Annotated in this window: 14 protein-coding genes; 2 read left to right on the top strand and 12 right to left on the bottom strand. The window is 70.6% G+C overall.

The window, feature by feature from the left end:
* Window positions 1–65: 65 nt before the first annotated feature.
* Entirely contained in the window at window positions 66–3083 is a 3018-nt protein-coding gene (locus tag ACTWQE_RS16855; RefSeq protein ID WP_443329758.1) for a fumarate reductase/succinate dehydrogenase flavoprotein subunit, read from the top strand.
* Window positions 3084–3537: 454 nt separating this feature from the next.
* The gene (locus ACTWQE_RS16850) at window positions 3538–4164 is read left to right on the top strand and encodes a Uma2 family endonuclease (protein WP_443329757.1); all 627 of its coding nucleotides are present in this window, start codon (window positions 3538–3540) and stop codon (window positions 4162–4164) included.
* Between the two features lie 19 nt (window positions 4165–4183).
* Here the strand turns inward: ACTWQE_RS16850 and ACTWQE_RS16845 are convergent, their stop codons facing one another.
* The 12 genes from ACTWQE_RS16845 to nuoE form a co-directional block, all read right to left on the bottom strand.
* Entirely contained in the window at window positions 4184–4984 is an 801-nt protein-coding gene (locus tag ACTWQE_RS16845) for a glycerophosphodiester phosphodiesterase (protein WP_443329771.1), read from the bottom strand.
* A 292-nt stretch (window positions 4985–5276) separates the two neighbouring features.
* Window positions 5277–6068: a hypothetical protein gene (locus tag ACTWQE_RS16840; protein ID WP_443329756.1), complete on the bottom strand. Its 792-nt coding sequence runs from the start codon at window positions 6066–6068 to the stop codon at window positions 5277–5279.
* A gap of 521 nt (window positions 6069–6589) precedes the next feature.
* The gene (gene nuoN, locus ACTWQE_RS16835) at window positions 6590–8260 is read right to left on the bottom strand and encodes an NADH-quinone oxidoreductase subunit NuoN (RefSeq protein ID WP_443329755.1); all 1671 of its coding nucleotides are present in this window, start codon (window positions 8258–8260) and stop codon (window positions 6590–6592) included.
* The gene (locus tag ACTWQE_RS16830) at window positions 8257–9855 is read right to left on the bottom strand and encodes an NADH-quinone oxidoreductase subunit M (RefSeq protein WP_443329754.1); all 1599 of its coding nucleotides are present in this window, start codon (window positions 9853–9855) and stop codon (window positions 8257–8259) included. Before ACTWQE_RS16830 ends, nuoN begins: the two co-directional genes overlap by 4 nt.
* Window position 9856: 1 nt before the next feature.
* On the bottom strand, window positions 9857–11797 hold the full coding sequence (nuoL, locus tag ACTWQE_RS16825) for an NADH-quinone oxidoreductase subunit L (RefSeq protein WP_443329753.1): 1941 nt from the start codon (window positions 11795–11797) through the stop codon (window positions 9857–9859).
* 12 nt (window positions 11798–11809) lie between these two features.
* Window positions 11810–12109 (bottom strand): NADH-quinone oxidoreductase subunit NuoK, encoded by a 300-nt coding sequence (gene nuoK, locus ACTWQE_RS16820; RefSeq protein ID WP_443329752.1) that lies wholly within the window; start codon window positions 12107–12109, stop codon window positions 11810–11812.
* Complete coding sequence (locus ACTWQE_RS16815; protein ID WP_443329751.1) at window positions 12106–12933, bottom strand: NADH-quinone oxidoreductase subunit J; 828 nt, start codon at window positions 12931–12933, stop codon at window positions 12106–12108. Before ACTWQE_RS16815 ends, nuoK begins: the two co-directional genes overlap by 4 nt.
* On the bottom strand, window positions 12930–13502 hold the full coding sequence (gene nuoI, locus ACTWQE_RS16810; RefSeq protein ID WP_443329770.1) for an NADH-quinone oxidoreductase subunit NuoI: 573 nt from the start codon (window positions 13500–13502) through the stop codon (window positions 12930–12932). Before nuoI ends, ACTWQE_RS16815 begins: the two co-directional genes overlap by 4 nt.
* 43 nt (window positions 13503–13545) lie before the next feature.
* On the bottom strand, window positions 13546–14940 hold the full coding sequence (nuoH, locus tag ACTWQE_RS16805; protein ID WP_443329750.1) for an NADH-quinone oxidoreductase subunit NuoH: 1395 nt from the start codon (window positions 14938–14940) through the stop codon (window positions 13546–13548).
* Window positions 14937–17492 (bottom strand): NADH-quinone oxidoreductase subunit G, encoded by a 2556-nt coding sequence (locus ACTWQE_RS16800; RefSeq protein ID WP_443329749.1) that lies wholly within the window; start codon window positions 17490–17492, stop codon window positions 14937–14939. Before ACTWQE_RS16800 ends, nuoH begins: the two co-directional genes overlap by 4 nt.
* Window positions 17493–18884, bottom strand: coding sequence for an NADH-quinone oxidoreductase subunit NuoF (nuoF, locus tag ACTWQE_RS16795; RefSeq protein ID WP_443329748.1), 1392 nt, complete (start codon window positions 18882–18884; stop codon window positions 17493–17495).
* Window positions 18884–19738, bottom strand: coding sequence for an NADH-quinone oxidoreductase subunit NuoE (gene nuoE / locus ACTWQE_RS16790; protein ID WP_443329747.1), 855 nt, complete (start codon window positions 19736–19738; stop codon window positions 18884–18886). Before nuoE ends, nuoF begins: the two co-directional genes overlap by 1 nt.
* Between the last annotated feature and the right edge of the window lie 140 nt (window positions 19739–19878).

Here is a 19878-nt window from a genome sequence, read left to right as displayed (position 1 = left end):
CCAAACACCCCCGAGCACCGTCCGGCACCCCCGCCCCGTACCTGCCCACAGAAGGAAGGCGCCCCGTGGAGATCCCCGCAATCGGCGACGCCGAGGAACTGTCCTGCGACGTGCTCGTCATCGGCGGCGGCACCGCGGGCACCATGGCCGCGCTCACCGCGGCCGAGCACGGCGCGTCCGTCCTCCTGCTGGAGAAGGCGCATGTACGGCACTCCGGCGCGCTCGCCATGGGCATGGACGGCGTCAACAACGCCATCGTCCCCGGACGGGCCGAACCCGACGACTACGTCGCCGAGATCACCCGTGCCAACGACGGCATCGTCGACCAGAGCACCGTCCGCCAGACCGCGACCCGCGGCTTCGCGATGGTGCAGCGCCTGGAGCGCTACGGTGTGAAGTTCGAGAAGGACGAGCACGGCGAGTACGCGGTCCGCCAGGTGCACCGCTCCGGCTCGTACGTGCTGCCGATGCCCGAGGGCAAGGACGTCAAGAAGGTCCTCTACCGGCAGCTGCGGCGACGGGAGATGCGCGAGCGCATCCGTATCGAGAACCGGGTGATGCCCGTCCGGGTCCTCACCGCGGGCGGCCGGGCGGTGGGAGCCGCGGGGTTCAACACCCGCACCGGCGCGTTCGTCTCCGTCCGTGCGGGCGCCGTCGTCCTCGCCACCGGTGCCTGCGGCCGCCTCGGCCTGCCCGCCAGCGGCTATCTCTACGGCACGTACGAGAACCCCACCAACGCGGGGGACGGCTACGCCATGGCCTACCACGCGGGCGCCGAGCTGACCGGCATCGAGTGCTTCCAGATCAACCCGCTGATCAAGGACTACAACGGCCCGGCCTGCGCGTATGTCTCCAACCCCTTCGGCGGCTACCAGGTCAACCGGCACGGCGAGCGGTTCGTCGACTCCGACTACTGGTCCGGGCAGATGATGGCGGAATTCGCGGCCGAGGTCGCCTCCGACCGCGGCCCGGTCTACCTCAAGCTCAGCCACCTCCCCGAGGAGACCATCTCCGCCGTCGAATCGATCCTGCACACCACCGAGCGGCCCACCCGCGGCACCTTCCACGCCGGCCGCGGCCATGACTACCGCACCCACGACGTCGAAATGCACATCTCCGAAATCGGGCTGTGCGGCGGCCACTCGGCCTCGGGCGTACGGGTCGACGAGCACGCCCGGACCACCGTCCCGGGCCTGTACGCGGCCGGGGACCTCGCCTGTGTGCCGCACAACTACATGATCGGTGCGTTCGTCTTCGGCGATCTGGCCGGGGAGGACGCGGCGCGGTACCGCGCGTACGAGGGGGAGCTGCCGCAGGACCAGCTCGCGGACGCCCACGAACTCGTCTACCGCCCCCTGCGCAGCCCGGACGGCCCGCCGCAGCCCCAGGTCGAGTACAAGCTCCGCCGCTTCGTCAACGACTATGTGGCCCCGCCCAAGAGCGGCGCCCGCCTGTCCCTGGCGATCGAGGCGTTCGAGCGGATGCGGGGCGACATCGCCGGAATGGGCGCGCGGACCCCGCACGAGCTGATGCGCTGCGCGGAGGTGACCTTCATCCGCGACTGCGCCGAGATGGCGGCCCGCTCCTCGCTGGCCCGCACGGAGAGCCGCTGGGGCCTGTACCACGAGCGCATGGATCACCCGCAGCGTGACGACGAGGGCTGGCTGCACCATCTGGACCTGCGGAAGTCCGCCTCCGGCGGGATGGAGTTCGTGGCCCGGCCCGTCGATCCGTATCTGATCCCGATCGAGGAGTACGAGCCGGTCGGCGGCCCATCCCGCCTCATCGGCGAGGTGTATCCGGAGCAGGTCGCCACGGCCGGGCGCCGGGACACCCCACCGGTCGGCTCGCGCCCGGCGGGCGCCGGGGCCCACAGCCCGCTCGACGGTGCCACGACGGCGCCGGGTACGGCGGCCGGCGCAGGTACGGCCGGTGCCACGACCACCCCGAGTACGGCGGACGGCACCGCTCCGGTCGGCGCCGCCGGAGCGGCCCCGGGCCCCGGGCCCGCGGCCTCCGACCGGTCCCCCCGCATCCTGGAACTGCTCGCTCTCGCCGACGATCAGCCTGAACTCGCCGTGCTGGCACCCTATGCGGCCGACCCCGACCCGGCCGTCCGTGCCGCGGCGGTCGCCACCCTGACGGAGACCGCACCGCCGGGCGCGGGTCCGGCGCTGGCCGCGGCCCTCGCGGACACGGACGCCACGGTCCGCGCTGCCGCGGCGGCTTCCCTGCGCGAGCTGGTCGAAGTCCTGCCGCCGGAACCCGACTTGCGCGATCCGCTGGTCGCCGCTCTGCGGGTGGAGGACCCGCTGGTCCGGGCAGCGGCCCTGGACGTGCTGCGCGCGCTGCGCATGGGCAGCGCGGAACTGTTCGCCCCGACGCTCGCGGACCCCGACATCGAGGTGCGCATCGAGACCGTACGCGCGCTGGTGTCCGTCGACGCGGTCGACGCCCTGGCGCTGGCTGCCGCGGACCCGTCACGCGAGGTCCGCGTGGCCGCGGCGAAGGGCTTCGGCGCCACCGCTGTGACGGCCGCGGCCTCGGCCCCGGTCTCCGAGTCCGCGAAGCCCCGGCCCGGGGCGGCCGAGGGCATCGCCCACACCGCGCAGCCGCACGGCGACGGCGCCCAGGCCGGGGGCGCCCCCCAAGCCGCCACCTCGCACGCGGACGACTCGAACGCCACGGAGCCCCCGCGCGGCAACGGCCACGACACCGCGCTGGCAACCCTGGAGAGCCTGGTGCACGACCCGGACGTGCTCGTACGGGCCGCGGCCTTCGAGGCTCTGGCCGCGACGGGCTGCCCGCCCCGGCTCGCCACGCCGGCGGTGGCCGCCCTCGACGACCCGGCCTGGCAGGTGCGCAAGGGCGCGGCCACCGGTCTGTCCGTCGCGGACGCCGATGTGGCCGTACCCGCCCTGGCCACGACGCTCAAGGACCCGCACGCCGACGTCCGGAAGGCAGCCGTCCTGTCCCTCCTGCCGCGCGCGGACCGGGAGGACGTCCGCACGGCCCTGTCCACGGTCGTCACCGATCCCGACGCCGACGTCCGGGCGTATGCCCTGCGGGCCGCGACGGTCTGACAGGGATTGCCCCGGCGCGCCGCCTGCCGGCCCCGGCACGCCAGGGCCGGCCGGACTGGCTGCCACGACCTGCACCGCCGACTCTCACGGCACCACCCGCCGGGGCAGACGGCCACCGTCTGGTCCCTCCCCATCCGCACGAGGCGCCGGATGCGTGACCACCCGGACGGAGGCGGCACCGGCATCCGGCCCGGCTGTGGGACAGCTGCGCACCTTTGGCCCCGACGGCGCCAAGGCCGACCCGGCCCCAGAGCTCGACGCCCACCCGACTCGACCACCGCGCCTTCGCGGCCTGAGGCCTGAGGCCCGAGGCCCGAGGCCCGAGGCCCGAGGCCCGAGGCCTGGCAAGGAGTGTCAACCACCCGCCACTCGCTCACACGTGCGTGGGATGAGGCCCCGCTTCCTCCCCGATACGCTGGGCGAACCGGCGAGACTCCAGCGCATGGGAGCACTGATGAGCGTCGAACCCGAGCCCGAGACCGAGCCCGAGGCGTCGGGGCCCAGGTGGCCTGTCCCGCCCGAGGGCGGCTGGACCGCCGACGACCTGGACCGGCTTCCGAATCTCCCTCCGCACACGGAGCTGATCGACGGGAGCCTCGTCTTCGTGAGTCCGCAGACCATTTTCCACACCCGCGCTGTCGACTTCTTCAGGCTGCGCTTGGAGTGGGCAGCGCCCCCGGACCTGGAGGTCGTCCGAGAGTTCACGATCGATATCGACCCGCAGAACCGACCGGAGCCCGATGTGGTCGTGGTGCCGGGAAAGGTTGTCCTGGATGACGAACAGACCCGGTTCCCCGCCGAGACAGTCGTCCTGGCCATCGAGGTGGTCTCCCCTGACTCCAGAGCCCGAGACCGCGAGACGAAGCCGCTCAAGTACGCCAAGACCGGTATCCCGCACTACTGGCGGGTGGAGAACGACAAGGGCCGAGCCGTCGTCTACGTCTTCGAGCTGGAGCCCGCGACCGGTGTCTATGTCCCCACCGGGATCTTCCACGACCGGCTCAAGGTCTCCGTCCCCTTCACCATTGACCTCGACCTCACCGAGATCACCCCTCGCCGTCGCACGGACAGCGACGAGTAGCGGGCCGGGCGGTCATCTGTCAGCGGTCACCGATCTGCTCCAGGACCTGCCGGGGACGGTTGGTGATCAGGCTCTCCACGCCGAGCCGGAGGCACAGCTCCACATCCTCCGGCTCGTCCACCGTCCACACATGGACCCGGTGTCCCGCGGCTCGCAGCCGTGGCACCAGGTCCGGCCGCGCGCGTACGAGCTCGATGCCGGGACCGGCGATCCGTACACCGCGCGGGAGCGCCGCGGTGCGTCCCGAGAGCGGCGCCCGCTCGGTCAGGAGGACGCGGGGGAGCTCCGGGGCCAGCTCGGCCATACGGCGCAGCGCGAGGCGCGAGAAGCTCATCAGCCGCACCCGCGGCATGTCCATGCGGAGCCGGTCCAGGCCGAAGAGCCGGAGCTGACGGACGAGTTCGCGCTCCACGCGGCCCGCACAGCGAGTGGGGTGCTTGGTCTCGACCGCGAGGCCGACCGGCCGTGACGCGGAGGTGGCGAGTGCCAGCAGCTCGTCGAATGCCAGCACATGCGCCGGTTCGGAGCCGCCGCCCTTCCAGGAGCCGAAGTCGAGCCGGTCGAGCTCGTCCAGCGTCATCGCCGAGACGACACCACGGCCGTCGGACGTACGGTCCACACGCCGGTCGTGGACACACACCAGCCGGCCGTCGCGGGTCAGCCGCACATCGCACTCCAGCGCGTCGGCGCCGTCCTCGATGGCTTGCTCGTATGCGGCGAGCGTGTGCTCGGGCTGGTCGTGCGAGGCGCCGCGATGGGCGACGACCTGGGTGATCCGGCCGGTGGGGACGGCGGCCGGTGCGGCGTACGGGGGCCGGATCTGTGGAAAGTTCACACAGGAATGCTGGCGTCGGCCGGTAAACAGGCGGCCAACGGCCCGTAGTGCGGAGAAATGTCCCCTATGACACTTCGCTTCTGCCGCGCCTCACCGAAGTCCACGGCTGGCACTGCGGATTGGCGCCACCGCACGATCGGCCCCGCCCGACGGCCGCACGCCCGTCCGGGAGCCGCGGCTCCGACGGCGGGTGACTGCACTGCCCTTGATGCCCCCGACGGGAATAGGACGCTGTCTGCGGCGTCGGTGTCAACCAGTGCTGCCGGGCACCGAGCGGTCAGGAGTCGTCCCGGACGGCACACCGGGCTTTGCGCTCGATCTCGCCGAAGGGGAGGTCGATGCCACCGCCAGGGCTGCCGCAGGTCTGGTTCTGCCGACCGTTCTGGGCGGTGTTGGTCTCCAGACCCGCCACACGCCCGGCGTCGGCGGAAGCCCGGCCTCGTCGGACGACGGCGGAATCGGAACCGTGGTAGTGATCGGCGGCGACACAGTTGGCGTGTTTGCGGATGGTGCCCATCACGTTGACGGTGAGGGTCTCGGCGGAGTTGCCGCAGTGGAGGTTCTGCCTGCCGACCTGGGCGGTGTTGACCTGCTGTCCGACCGATGCGCCGCCCAGGGTCCGGGCACCGCGGGCGTACTCGTCGCCGGGTCCGTAGCGGCGGGAGTGACCGTGGTCCGCGGCCGCGCAGGTGGTGTCCTCGTCGATGGTGCCCAGGACGTTGACGGTGACCAAGTCGGCGGAGTTGCCGCAGTGGAGATTCTGCCGCCCGGTCTGCGCGGTGTTGACCTGGGGGCCAAAAAGGGTCCCGCCGACTGCCTGGGCGCCGCCCGCATGGCTGCTGCGACGGGCGGTGTGGCCGTCGGTGTCGACACAGTTCTTCTTCCGGTGCACCGTCTCACCGAGGTTGACGCGGACCAGGCGGGCGGAGTTGCCGCAGGCGAGGTTCTGCTCGCCGTCCTGGTCAGTGTTCTCCTCCCCGCTGAACGGAAGGTCGTCGACCACCACCCCGAAGGCACTGCCACTGCCGGCGGAAGCCAGCGCACCGGCGGTGAGCACGATGGCTGCCACCCTGCGGACCTTCTGCGCGGTGGCACTTCCTGCCGCGTGCCGTCCCCGGTGTCCCATCGGCCTGATCTCCCCACCGTCCGCGTCGAATCCGCTGGCCTGCGGCCCGCGATCTGCTGATGCGGCCGCCGCCGTCATGGTCGAGAACGCACCACCGGCCAAAAGGTCACGTTTTGCCGGGAAGGCGTCGGTCCCGCCCGGGAGAGAGTCGGGCGGTGCCCCTCGCGCAGTCGCGCTGACGAGGCGTTGTGGCTGGCTCTACCAGTAGCCGGAGCCGATGTTCTTTTACCTGGCGACGGCGACACACTGGGTGCGGGTGCGACTGCCGGAGGCAGTCAACGTCACGTTGTGGGGATTGGCGCCGTTGTTCTGCCGACCCTGAGCCGAATTCCCACCACACCTCTCCCGAGAACGCCCTCCGGATCCGCCCGGACATGGCATCGGTCGCGTAGTCCTCCGGACGGCCCAACTGACGGTGCCCCGGAGCCGTTCGGCTCCGGGGCACCGTCATCAAGACACCGGCGTCAGCGCACGAACATGCCCGCCTGGCTCGCCAGGTCCAGGAAGTACTGGGGGGCGACCCCCAGCACCAGGGTGACCGCGACACCCACGCCGATCGCCGTCATGGTCAGCGGGCTGGGCACCGCGACCGTCGGCCCCTCCGGCTTCGGCTCGCTGAAGAACATGAGGACGATCACCCGGATGTAGAAGAACGCGGCGATGGCCGAGGAGATCACACCCACGATGACCAGCACGCCCGCGCCGCCCTCCGCCGCCGCCTTGAAGACCGCGAACTTGCCCGAGAAGCCTGATGTCAGCGGAATGCCCGCGAAGGCCAGCAGGAACACCGCGAACACCGCCGCCACCAGCGGCGAACGGCGGCCCAGGCCGGCCCACTTCGAGAGGTGTGTGGCCTCGCCGCCCGCGTCGCGCACCAGCGTCACGACGGCGAAGGCGCCGACCGTGACGAAGGAGTACGCCGCCAGGTAGAAGAGCACCGAGGAGATACCGCTCGGGGTGGCCGCGATGACGCCCGCGAGGATGAAGCCCGCGTGCGCGATCGAGGAGTAGGCCAGCAGCCGCTTCACATCGGTCTGGGTGACCGCGACGATCGCACCGATCAGCATGGTCACGATCGCGACGCCCCACATCACCGGCCGCCAGTCCCAGCGCAGGCCCGGCAGCACGACGTACAGCAGCCGCAGCAGCGCGCCGAACGCGGCGACCTTCGTTGCCGCCGCCATGAAGCCGGTCACCGGCGTGGGGGCGCCCTGGTAGACGTCCGGCGTCCACATGTGGAAGGGCACGGCGCCGACCTTGAACAGCAGGCCCACCAGGACCATCGCCCCGCCGATCAGCAGCAGCACGTCATTGCCCATGGTCCCGGCGAGCGCCGGGTCGACCTGCCGGACGGAGCCGCCCACGACATCGGCGATCCCGGAGTACGTCACCGTGCCCGCGTACCCGTACAGCAGCGCGATGCCGAACAGCAGGAAGGCCGAGGAGAAGGCGCCGAGCAGGAAGTACTTGACGGCGGACTCCTGCGAGAGCAGCCGCTGGCGGCGGGCCAGGGCGCACAGCACATACAGCGGGAGGGAGAAGACCTCGAGGGCGATGAAGAGGGTCAGCAGATCGTTGGCGGCGGGGAAGACGAGCATGCCGCCGACCGCGAAGAGCAGGATCGGGAAGACCTCGGTGGTGGTGAACCCGGCCTTGACGGCGGCCTGCTCGGCCGGGCTGCCGGGTACGGCACCCGCCTGGGCCGCGAAGGAGTCGACCCGCTTGCCGTGCGCCGCCGGGTCGAGCCGCCGCTCGGCGAAGGTGAAGACCGCGACCAGCGAGACGAGCAGGATCGTGCCCTGGAGGAAGAGCGCCGGGCCGTCGACGGCGATGGCGCCCATCGCCGAGATCCGCGACTTGTCCGTCGCATAGCCGCCCGCGGCCAGCCCGACGACTGCCGCGAAGGCCGCCGCGAGACCGACGACCGACAGCAGCAGCTGGATGTGGTAGCGGCTGCGGCGCGGCAGGAAGGCCTCCACGAGGACGCCGACGATGGCGGCGCCGAGCACGATCAGCACCGGGGACAGCTGCCCGTACTCCATCTGCGGAGCCGGGATCGCCAGGTTGGCGTTCAGGGCCGACGGCGACCCCGCCGCCGTTGTCCACAGGCTGTGGACAGTCACCGCACTGCTCACTTCGCGGCCTCCAGCTCAGGCTTGGGGTCCTTCTTGTGCACATCGGAGAGCGTGTGCTGCACCGCCGGGTTGATGATCTCCGTCACCGGCCGCGGGTAGACGCCCAGGAAGAGCAGCAGGGCGATCAGCGGAGCGACGACCACCAGCTCCCGCGTCCTGAGGTCGGGCATGCTCCGCACCTGCTCCTTGACCGGACCGGTCATCGTGCGCTGATAGAGCACCAGGACGTACAGCGCGGCCAGGACGATCCCGGCGGTCGCGATGATGCCGAGCGCGGGATAGCGGCTGAAGGTGCCGACCAGGACCAGGAACTCGCTGACGAACGGCGCGAGACCGGGCAGGGAGAGCGTGGCCAGACCGCCGACGAGGAAGGTGCCCGCCAGAATCGGGGCGACCTTCTGCACACCGCCGTAGTCGGCGATCAGACGCGATCCGCGCCGCGAGATCAGGAATCCCACGACCAGCATCAGAGCCGCGGTCGAGATCCCGTGGTTGACCATGTAGAGCGTCGCGCCGCCCTGCCCCTGGCTGGTCATCGCGAAGATGCCCAGAATGATGAAACCGAAGTGCGAGATCGAGGCGTAGGCGACCAGCCGTTTGATGTCCCGCTGGCCGACCGCCAGCAGCGCGCCGTAGATGATGCTGATCACGGCGAGAACGAGGATCACGGGCGTGGCCCAGTTGGACGCCTCCGGGAAGAGCTGGAGGCAGAAGCGGAGCATCGCGAAGGTGCCGACCTTGTCGACGACCGCGGTGATCAGTACGGCGATGGGCGCCGTGGACTCGCCCATGGCGTTCGGCAGCCAGGTGTGCAGCGGCCACAGCGGGGCCTTGACCGCGAAGGCGAAGAAGAAGCCCAGGAACAGCGCGCGTTCGGTGTTCGCCGCCATGTCCAGCTCGCCGCTCGCCCGCGCCTGGACGATCTCCTGGAGGGAGAAGGTCCCGGTGCCGAGGTCGTCGGCCGTCACGGCGTACAGTCCGACGACGGCGGCGAGCATGACCAGGCCGCCGGCGAGGTTGTAGAGCAGGAACTTCACCGCGGCGTACGAGCGCTGGGTCGCCGCCGCCTCGTCGCCGTGCTCATGGGCCCGGTCCCCGAAGCCGCCGATGAGGAAGTACATCGGGATGAGCATGGCTTCGAAGAAGATGTAGAAGAGGAAGACATCGGTGGCCTCGAAGGAGAGGATCACCATCGCCTCGACCATCAGGACCAGCGCGAAGAAGCCCTGGGTGGGCCGCCATTTCCGGTTGGTCGCGGCCTTCTCCTCCAGGGGGTCCGCGTCATGCCAGCCCGCCAGGATCACGAAGGGGATGAGGAGAGCGGTCAGGGCCACGAGGACGACGGCGATACCGTCCACGCCCAGCTCGTACCGCACCCCGAAGTCCGCGATCCAGGCGTGGGACTCGGTGAGCTGGTAGCGGGCGCCGCCCGGCTCGAAGCGTACGAGCACGACCGCCGCCAGGACGAGCGTGGCGAGGGAGAAGGCCAGCGCCAGCCACTTCGCGGCCGCCCTCCTCGCGGCGGGGACGGCCGCGGTGGCGATCGCGCCGGCCGCGGGGACCAGGGCCGTGACCGTCAGCAGGGGAAAGGACATATCAGACCGCCCTCATCAGCAGGGTGGCGGCGATCAGGATCGCCGTACCGCCGAACATCGAGACCGCGTAGGAGCGGGCGAAGCCGTTCTGCACCTTGCGCATCCGGCCCGACAGCCCGCCGACCGAGGCAGCGGTGCCGTTGACCACCCCGTCGACCACGGTGTGATCCAGATAGACCAGCCCGCGGGTCAGATACTCGCCGGGTTTGACCAGGGCGGCATGGTTGAAGTCGTCCTGCAGCAGATCGCGGCGGGCCGCCCGGGTGAGCAGGCTGCCGCGCGGCGCCACCACCGGCACGGGCTTGCGGCCGTACTGGGCCCAGGCGAGCGCGACCCCGAGGACGAGCACCACCATCGTGGCGAGGGTGACGGTCAGGGCGCTGACGGGCGGGTGCCCGTGGGTGTGCCCGGTGACCGGCTCCAGCCACGCCACAAAGGCCTCGTTGATGCTGAACAGCCCGCCGGCGAAGACGGATCCGAAGGCGAGCACGATCATCGGGATCGTCATCGACTTGGGGGACTCGTGCGGGTGCGGCATTTCCCCGGGGTGCACCTCGATACCGGGCTCCACACTCGGCGCCTTGTCCGGGTCGGGCGCCGGCTGCCACCTCTTCTCGCCGAAGAAGGTCAGCAGCATCACCCGGGTCATGTAGTACGCGGTGATGGCCGCGCCCAGCAGCGCCGCGCCGCCGAGGATCCAGCCCTCCGTACCGCCCTTGGCGAAGGCCGCCTCGATGATCTTGTCCTTGGAGAAGAAGCCGGACAGACCGGGGAAGCCGATGATCGCCAGATAGCCGAGGCCGAAGGTGACGAAGGTGATCGGCATGTACTTCCTCAAGCCCCCGTACTTTCGCATGTCCACCTCGTCGTTCATCCCGTGCATCACGGAACCCGCGCCGAGGAAGAGACCGGCCTTGAAGAAGCCGTGCGTCACCAGGTGCATGATCGCGAAGACATAGCCGATCGGGCCGAGACCGGCGGCGAGGATCATGTAGCCGATCTGCGACATCGTCGAGCCCGCCAGGGCCTTCTTGATGTCGTCCTTGGCGCAACCGACGATGGCACCGAACAGGAGCGTGACCGCGCCGACGGTCACCACCGCCAGCTGGGCGTCCGGGGCTCCGTTGAAGATCGCGCCGGACCGGGTGATGAGATAGACGCCCGCGGTCACCATCGTCGCCGCGTGGATCAGGGCCGAGACCGGGGTCGGGCCCTCCATCGCGTCCCCCAGCCAGGACTGCAGCGGCACCTGCGCCGACTTGCCGCAGGCGCCGAGCAACAGCATGAGGCCGATGGCCGTCAGCGTGCCCTCGGAGGTGTCCTTCGCGCTCTCGAGCACCGGCTCGAAGGCGAAGGTGCCGAAGGTGGTGAACATCAGCATGATCGCGATCGACAGGCCGACATCACCGACGCGGTTGACGATGAACGCCTTCTTCGCCGCGGTCGCGGCGCTCGGCTTGTGCTGCCAGAAGCCGATGAGCAGGTACGAGGCCAGGCCCACGCCCTCCCACCCGACGTACAGCAGCAGGTAGTTGTCGGCGATGACGAGCAGCAGCATCGCCGCGAGGAAGAGGTTGAGATAGCCGAAGAAGCGGCGGCGGCGCTCGTCGTGCTCCATGTAGCCGACCGAGTAGAGGTGGATCAGCGACCCCACCCCGGTGATCAGCAGCACAAAGGTCATCGACAACTGGTCGAGCCGGAAGGCCACATCGGCCTGGAAGCCGCCGACCGGAATCCAGCTGAACAGATACTGGTGCATTGCGCGGGCCTCGCCCTCGCGCCCCAGCATGTCGGCGAAGAGCACGACCCCGATCACAAAGGACACCGCGGCCATGGCCGTGCCCAGCCAGGGGCCGCCGCGGTCCAGCCGCCGTCCGCCGCACAAGAGGACGGCCGCGCCGAGCAGCGGGGCCGCGACGAGCAATCCGATGAGGTTCTCCACTGTTGCGACCCCTTACAGCTTCATCAGGCTGGCGTCGTCGACCGAAGCCGAGTGGCGGGAGCGGAAGATCGTCACAATGATCGCCAGACCGATCACGACCTCGGCCGCCGCGACGACCATCGTGAAGAAGGCGATGATCTGGCCGTCGAGGTTGCCGTGCATCCGCGAGAAGGCCACGAAGGCCAGGTTGCAGGCGTTCAGCATCAGCTCGACGCACATGAAGACGACGATCGCGTTCCGCCGGATCAGCACCCCGGCGGCGCCGATGCTGAACAGCAGCGCCGCCAGATAGAGGTAGTTCACCGGATTCACTTGCTGGCCTCCTCGTTGCGCTCCAGGCGGTCCAGCCGCTCGAGACGCTCCTCGGCGCGCTGCTCCAGAGCGGCCAGGTCGGCGAGTGCCTCACGCGAGACGTCGCGGATCTGGCCGCGGGCGCGCAGGGTCGCGCTGACGGTGAGTTCGGACGGAGTGCCGTCCGGCAGCAGACCGGGGATGTCCACGGCGTTGTGCCGGGCGTACACACCCGGCGCCGGCAGCGGCGGGATCTGCTTGCCGGTGCGCACCCTCGCCTCGGCCTGCTCGCGCTGGCTCGCCGCGCGCTCGGTGCGCTCGCGGTGGGTGAGCACCATCGCACCGACGGCCGCGGTGATCAGCAGCGCGCCGGTGATCTCGAAGGCGAAGACGTACTTGGTGAAGATCAGCTCGGCCAGCCCCTCGACGTTGCCGCCGGAGTTGGCCCGGCCGAGGCCGTTGAAGGTCCTGAGCGAGGCATGGCCGATACCGGCGATCAGCAGGATGCCGAAGCCGAGCCCACAGGCCGCCGCCAGCCAGCGCTGGCCCTTCAGGGTCTCCTTGAGCGAGTCGGCGGCGGTGACACCGACCAGCATGACGACGAAGAGGAACAGCATCATGATCGCGCCGGTGTAGACGACGATCTGGACGACGCCGAGGAAGTACGCCCCGTTGGCGAGGTAGAAGACCGCCAGGACGATCATGGCCCCGGCCAGGCTCAACGCACTGTGCACGGCCTTCTTCATCAGGACCGTGCCCAGCGCGCCGATGACGGCGACCGTGCCCAGAAGCCAGAACTGGACAGCCTCGCCGGCGGAGGTGCCGGTGACCGCGAGCGCGTTCATCCGTCGACCCCCTTCCCCGACTTCTCCGACGCCGGCTCGTCCGCCCCGAAGTCCGCGGCGGCCTCCTGCGGCTTCCCGCTCTGGGTGACGGTCTGGCGCTCCGTACCGGGCGCGGCCTCGGTGACCAGACCGCGGTAGTAGTCCTGCTCGGTCATACCGGGGAAGATCGCATGCGGGGAGTCGACCATGCCCTCCTCCAGGCCCGCGAGCAGCTCCTCCTTGGTGTAGATGAGCGATTCGCGGCTCCGGTCGGCGAGTTCGTACTCGTTGGTCATGGTGAGCGCCCGCGTCGGGCACGCCTCCACGCACAGACCGCACAGGATGCAGCGCAGATAGTTGATCTGGTAGACGCGGCCGTAGCGCTCGCCCGGGGAGTACCGCTCCTCCTCGGTGTTCTCCGCGCCCTCCACATAGATCGCATCCGCCGGGCAGGCCCAGGCGCACAGCTCGCAGCCGATGCACTTCTCCAGCCCGTCCGGGTGCCGGTTGAGCTGGTGCCGGCCGTGGAAGCGCGGCGCGGTGGGCTTCTTCTCCTCCGGGTACTGCTCGGTCAGCCGCTTCTTGAACATGGCCTTGAAGGTCACGCCGAAGCCGGCCACGGGGTTCTGGAACTCAGGCACCGTCGGCCTCCTTGCCCTCTGCGGGGGTCTCCGCCGGCCCGTTCCCGACGAGTGTCCGCTCATGGCGGGGACGCCGGCGGGGTACGGGCGGCAGGGTCTGTCCGGGCAACGGCGGCACGGGATAGCCGCCGGCCATCGGATCGAACGCGGGCGGCGGGCCCTCCTGCGCCTCGGCCTCCGCCCGCTGTTTCTCCTCGCGGTCGCGGAAGATGTCGACGACGAAGGAGAGCAGCAGGACCGCGATGACCGCGCCGCCGACGTACAGCACGATGTCCTGGAAGTCGTAGTGCTCGTTGCGCAGCGCCCGTACGGTCGCGACCAGCATCAGCCAGACCATCGAGACCGGGATGAGCACCTTCCAGCCCAGCTTCATGAACTGGTCGTAGCGCACCCGCGGCAGCGTGCCACGCAGCCAGATGAAGAAGAACAGCAGCAGCTGGACCTTGATGACGAACCAGAGCATCGGCCACCAGCCGTGGTTCGCGCCCTCCCAGAAGGCGCTGACCGGGTACGGGGCCATCCAGCCGCCCAGGAAGAGGGTGACCGCGACCGCCGAGACGGTGACCATGTTGACGTACTCGGCGAGCATGAACATCGCGAACTTGATCGACGAGTACTCGGTGTTGAAGCCGCCGACGAGGTCGCCCTCGGACTCCGGCATGTCGAACGGGGCGCGGTTGGTCTCACCCACCATCGACACGATGTAGATCAGGAACGACACCGGGAGCAGCACCGCGAACCACCGGTCCTGCTGGGCCGAGACGATGGCCGAGGTGGACATCGACCCCGAGTAGAGGAAGACGGCCGCGAACGACAGGCCCATCGCGATCTCGTAGGAGATCATCTGCGCGCAGGAACGCAACCCGCCCAGCAGCGGATACGTCGACCCGGACGACCAGCCGGCCAGCACGATGCCGTAGATCCCGACCGAGGCGACCGCCAGGATGTAGAGGACGGCGATCGGCAGGTCCGTGAGCTGCATCGTGGTGCGGTGGCCGAAGATCGAGATCTCGTTCCCGGCCGGTCCGAACGGAATGACCGCGATGGCCATGAAGGCGGGAATCGCGGCCACGATCGGCGCCAGGATGTAGACCGCCTTGTCGGCCCGCTTGACGATCACATCCTCCTTGAGCATCAGCTTGATGCCGTCCGCGAGGGACTGGAGGAGGCCCCAGGGGCCGTGCCGGTTGGGCCCGATCCGCAGCTGCATCCAGGCAACGACCTTGCGCTCCCAGACGATCGAGAACAGCACGGTCACCATCAGGAAGGCGAAGCAGAAGACCGCCTTGATCACCACCAGCCACCAGGGATCCTGCCCGAACACGGACAGGTCCTCGGCCGCGAGGTGGCTGAGGGAGCCGGGCTCCCAGGACGGGATCGCGCTCACGACCGCACCTCCGATGCCTGCGCCTCGGCGGCCGCGCCGAGCCGGACGAGCTCGCCGGGGCGCGCCCCGGTGTCCGCGGTCACCCCGTGCCCGACGGAGTTCAGGGGCAACCAGACGACCCGGTCGGGCATCGGTGTGATCCGCAGGGGCAGCTGCACGGCTCCGGCCGGGCCGGAGACCCGTACGAGCGCGCCCTCCTCGACTCCGGCCTCCGCCGCCGTGGCGGCCGAGAGCCGGGCGACCGCCTCGTGCCGTGTCCCGGCCAGGGCCTCGTCACCGTCCTGGAGACGTCCCTGGTCGAGCAGGAGCCGGTGCCCCGCGAGGACCGCTTCGCCCGCGCCGGGGCGGGGCAGCGGATGCGCGGGCCTGCCGGGCCCCGTGGCGTACGGGCCGTCCCAGGGGCCGAGCCGGTCCATCTCCCGCCGGATCGTGCGCACATCGGGAAGACCCAGCCCCTGGTCCGCGCTGTCGGTGCCACGGGCCAAAGCGTCGGCGAGCATATGGAGCACCCGGGCGTCCGGAAGGACATGGCGCCTGGTCATCTGGTCCGGTTTGAGCGCCGCCTCGAACGGGCGTGCCCGCCCTTCCCAGTTGAGGAAGGTCCCGGCCTTCTCGGCGACGGCGGCGACCGGCAGGACCACATCCGCCCGGTCGGTCACCTCGCTCGGCCGTTGCTCCAGGCTGACCAGGAAGCCGACCTCGTCCAGCGCCTGGGTGGCGCGGTGCGGGTCGGGCAGGTCGGCGACCTCGACACCGGCCACGAGCAGGGCACCCAGCTCGCCGGTGGCCGCCGCCTCGATGATCTGGCCGGTGTCGCGGCCATGGCGGTGCGGGAGTCCGGTGATGCCCCAGAGGGCGGCAACCTCCGCGCGGGCGCGCGGATCGGTGGCCGGGCGGCCACCGGGCAGCAGCCCGGGAAGTGCACCGGCCTCGAGGGCTCCGCGCTCCCCCGCCCGGCGCGGCATCCAGACGAGCGTGGCGCCCGTGGCCTGGGCGGCTCCTACGGCGGCGGTCAGCGCACCCGGTACGGCGGCCAGCCGCTCACCCACGATGATCACTGCGCCCTCGGCCCGCAGCGATTCGGCGGCCAGCAGCCCGTCGCTGTCGAGACCTTCCACCACCGAGCCGCTCCGTGCCCGGGCCAGCGCCGAGAACCAGGTGGCCTCGGTGCCCGGTGCGGCGGGCAACAGGGTGCCGCCCGCCTTGGTCAGACCACGGGTAGCGTGCGTGGCCAGGGAGAAGGTCCGCTGGCCGTGCTTGCGGTACGCCTTGCGCAGGCGCAGGAAGACACCGGGCGCCTCCTCCTCCGACTCGAATCCGGCCAGCAGCACCGCCGGGGCCTTCTCCAGCGCGGCATACGTCAGTCCGCCGCCGGCGAGGTCCCGGCCCCGTCCGGCGACGTGGGCCGCGAGGAAGTCGGCCTCCTCACCGCTGTGGACGCGGGCCCGGAAGTCGATGTCGTTGGTATCGAGGACGACGCGCGCGAACTTGGCGTAGGCGTACGCGTCCTCGACCGTCAGCCGCCCGCCCGTCAGGACGCCGACACCGGCGCCTCCGGCCCGGCCGCGCGCCGCCGCCAGACCCCGGGCGGCGATCTCCAGGGCCTCCGGCCAGCTCGCCGTCTCCAGCTCACCGGTCTCCGCGTTCCGTACGAGCGGGGTCGTCAGCCGGTCCGGCCGCTGGGCGTAGCGGAACGCGAAGCGGCCCTTGTCGCAGAGCCACTCCTCGTTGACCTCCGGGTCGTCGGCCGCGAGCCGGCGCATGACCTTGCCGCGCCGGTGGTCCGTACGCGTCGCACAGCCGCCCGCGCAGTGCTCGCACACGCCCGGCGACGACACCAGGTCGAAGGGCCGGGACCGGAAGCGGTACGCGGCCGAGGTCAGCGCGCCCACCGGGCAGATCTGGATGGTGTTGCCGGAGAAGTACGACTCGAAGGGATCGCCCTCACCGGTGCCGACCTGCTGGAGCGCGCCGCGCTCCAGCAACTCGATCATCGGGTCGCCCGCGATCTGGTTGGAGAAGCGGGTGCAGCGGGCGCAGAGCACACAGCGCTCCCGGTCCAGCAGCACCTGCGTCGAGATCGGGACCGGTTTCCGGAACGTCCGCTTCTGCCCCTCGAAGCGGGTGTCGGCCTGTCCGGTGCTCATCGCCTGGTTCTGCAGCGGGCACTCGCCGCCCTTGTCGCAGACCGGGCAGTCCAGCGGGTGGTTGATGAGCAGCAGCTCCATCACGCCGCGCTGTGCCTTTTCGGCCACGGGCGAGGTGAGTTGAGTCCTCACCACCATCCCGTCCGTACAAGTGATCGTGCAGGATGCCATCGGTTTGCGCTGGCCCTCGACCTCGACGATGCACTGGCGGCAGGCGCCGGCCGGGTCGAGGAGCGGGTGGTCGCAGAAGCGCGGGATCTCGATGCCGAGCAGCTCGGCGGCGCGGATCACCAGCGTGCCCTTGGGGACGGAGATCTCGATGCCGTCGATGGTGACGGAGACCAGGTCCTCCGGCGGCACGGCCGCCTCGCCGCCTCCGGTGGGGGCGTTGGTCGTGACAGTCATTTACGCGGGCACCCCCTTGGTGGTGGCGGTCTTGTGGTCGTCGGCCCAGACGGTCGACTTCGCCGGGTCGAGGGGGCAGCCCCGGCCCGTGATGTGCTGCTCGTACTCCTCGCGGAAGAACTTCAGCGAGGAGAAGATCGGGCTGGCGGCGCCGTCGCCGAGGGCGCAGAAGGACTTGCCGTTGATGGTGTCGGCGATGTCGTTCAGCTTGTCGAGGTCCTCCATCCGGCCCTTGCCGGCTTCGAGGTCGCGCAACAGCTGCACCAGCCAGTACGTCCCTTCGCGGCAGGGTGTGCACTTGCCGCAGGACTCATGAGCGTAGAACTCGGTCCAGCGGGTCACGGCCCGGACGACGCAGGTGGTCTCGTCGAAGCACTGCAGCGCCTTGGTGCCGAGCATCGAACCGGCCGCGCCCACGCCCTCGTAGTCGAGCGGGACGTCCAGATGCTCGTCGGTGAGCAGCGGGGTGGAGGACCCGCCGGGGGTCCAGAACTTCAGCCGGTGGCCCTTGCGCATCCCGCCGCTCATGTCGAGGAGCTGCCGCAGGGTGATGCCGAGCGGGGCCTCGTACTGGCCGGGGCGGGCGACATGGCCGGAGAGCGAGTACAGCGTGAAGCCCGGGGACTTCTCGCTGCCCATCGAGCGGAACCAGTCCTTGCCCTTGTTCAGGATCGAGGGAACCGAGGCGATGGACTCGACGTTGTTCACCACGGTGGGGCAGGCGTAGAGGCCCGCGACCGCCGGGAAGGGGGGCCGCAGCCGGGGCTGGCCGCGCCGGCCTTCGAGCGAGTCCAGGAGCGCGGTCTCCTCGCCGCAGATGTACGCGCCGGCGCCGGCGTGCACGGTGATGTCGAGGTCGAAGCCGCTGCCCAGCACGTTCCGGCCGAGGTAGCCCGCCTCGTACGCCTCGGCGACGGCGTGGTGCAGCCGGCGCAGTACGGGCACGACCTCGCCCCGCAGATAGATGAAGGCGTGGTCGGAGCGGATCGCATGGCAGGCGATCACCATGCCCTCGATGAGCGCGTGCGGATTGGCGAAGAGGAGCGGGATGTCCTTGCAGGTGCCGGGCTCGGACTCATCGGCGTTGACGACGAGGTAGTGCGGCTTCCCGTCGCCCTGCGGGATGAACTGCCACTTCATGCCGGTGGGGAAGCCCGCGCCGCCGCGGCCGCGCAGTCCGGAGTCCTTGACCAGGGCGATGACCTCGTCCGGTGGCATCGCCAGGGCCTTGCGCAGCCCCGCATAGCCGTCGTGGCGGAGGTACGTCTCCAGGGTCCAGGACCGCGGCTGGTCCCAGAAGGCCGACAGCACGGGGGACAGCAGCTTCTCCGGGCCGGTCTCTCCCCCGGCCCCCGGCCGGGAGGTGCCCCCATGTTCGGTTGACACGGTCATCACTCACCCTCCTCGGACACCGGTCCGGCCGGGTGCTCGGGATCGGAGGCGGAGGTCTTCCGCGGTGCGTCGTGGGAACTCGGGTGCGACGAGGGTGCCTCGCCGGTCGGCGTCACCGGCCCCTCGGCGCTCTCCGGCGGCGCGGGGCGGGGCGAGACGACCCGGCCGGGTTCGGCCTCCCCCTTGGCGAGCCGCAGGCCGACCAGCGACGCGGATCCGGCGCCGCCGGTGGCCTCGACCGCGCCGGGGCGGGTGTCCGGGAAGCCCGCGAGGATACGGGCGGTCTCCTTGAAGGTGCACAGGGGCGCGCCGCGTGTGGGCTCGACGGTGCGGCCCGCCCGCAGGTCGTCCACCAGCCGCTTGGCCGACTCCGGTGTCTGGTTGTCGAAGAACTCCCAGTTGACCATCACCACGGGCGCGAAGTCGCAGGCCGCGTTGCACTCGACGTGTTCGAGGGTCACCATGCCGTCGTCGGTGGTCTCACCGTTGCCGACGCCCAGGTGCTCCTTGAGCTCGTCGAAGATCGCGTCGCCGCCCATCACCGCGCACAGCGTGTTGGTGCAGACGCCGACCTGGTAGTCGCCCGAGGGTTTCCGCCGGTACATGGAGTAGAAGGTGGAGACCGCGGTGACCTCGGCGGTGGTCAGGCCCAGCATCTCCGCACAGAACCGTACGCCGGTGCGGGTGACATGTCCCTCCTCCGCCTGGACGAGGTGCAGCAGCGGCAGCAGCGCGGAACGGCTGTCGGGATAGCGGGCGATCAGCTCCCCCGCGTCCGCCTCGAGCCGGGCCCGTACATCGGCCGGGAAGTCCGGGGCGGGCATCTGCGGAAGGCCCAAACTGACGTCTGTCATCGCGTCTCCCTGCTCTCCCCCAGAGCTTGCGCCTGGGTGGTTCCCCCATCTCCGCCCGCTGGGCCCCTCCTGCCCGGGGGCGGGCAGGGAGGGAGCACAGGTGCGTCCATCGTTGTCTCCCCCACAGCCTTCGGCGTGGG

Origin of the sequence: Streptomyces sp. 8N706 (genome assembly GCF_052245415.1) — a bacterium.
Taxonomy (GTDB): Bacteria; Actinomycetota; Actinomycetes; order Streptomycetales; family Streptomycetaceae; genus Streptomyces.
The sequence above is the reverse complement of the archived record's forward strand: the minus strand, read 5'-3'. Positions and strand labels throughout refer to the sequence as shown.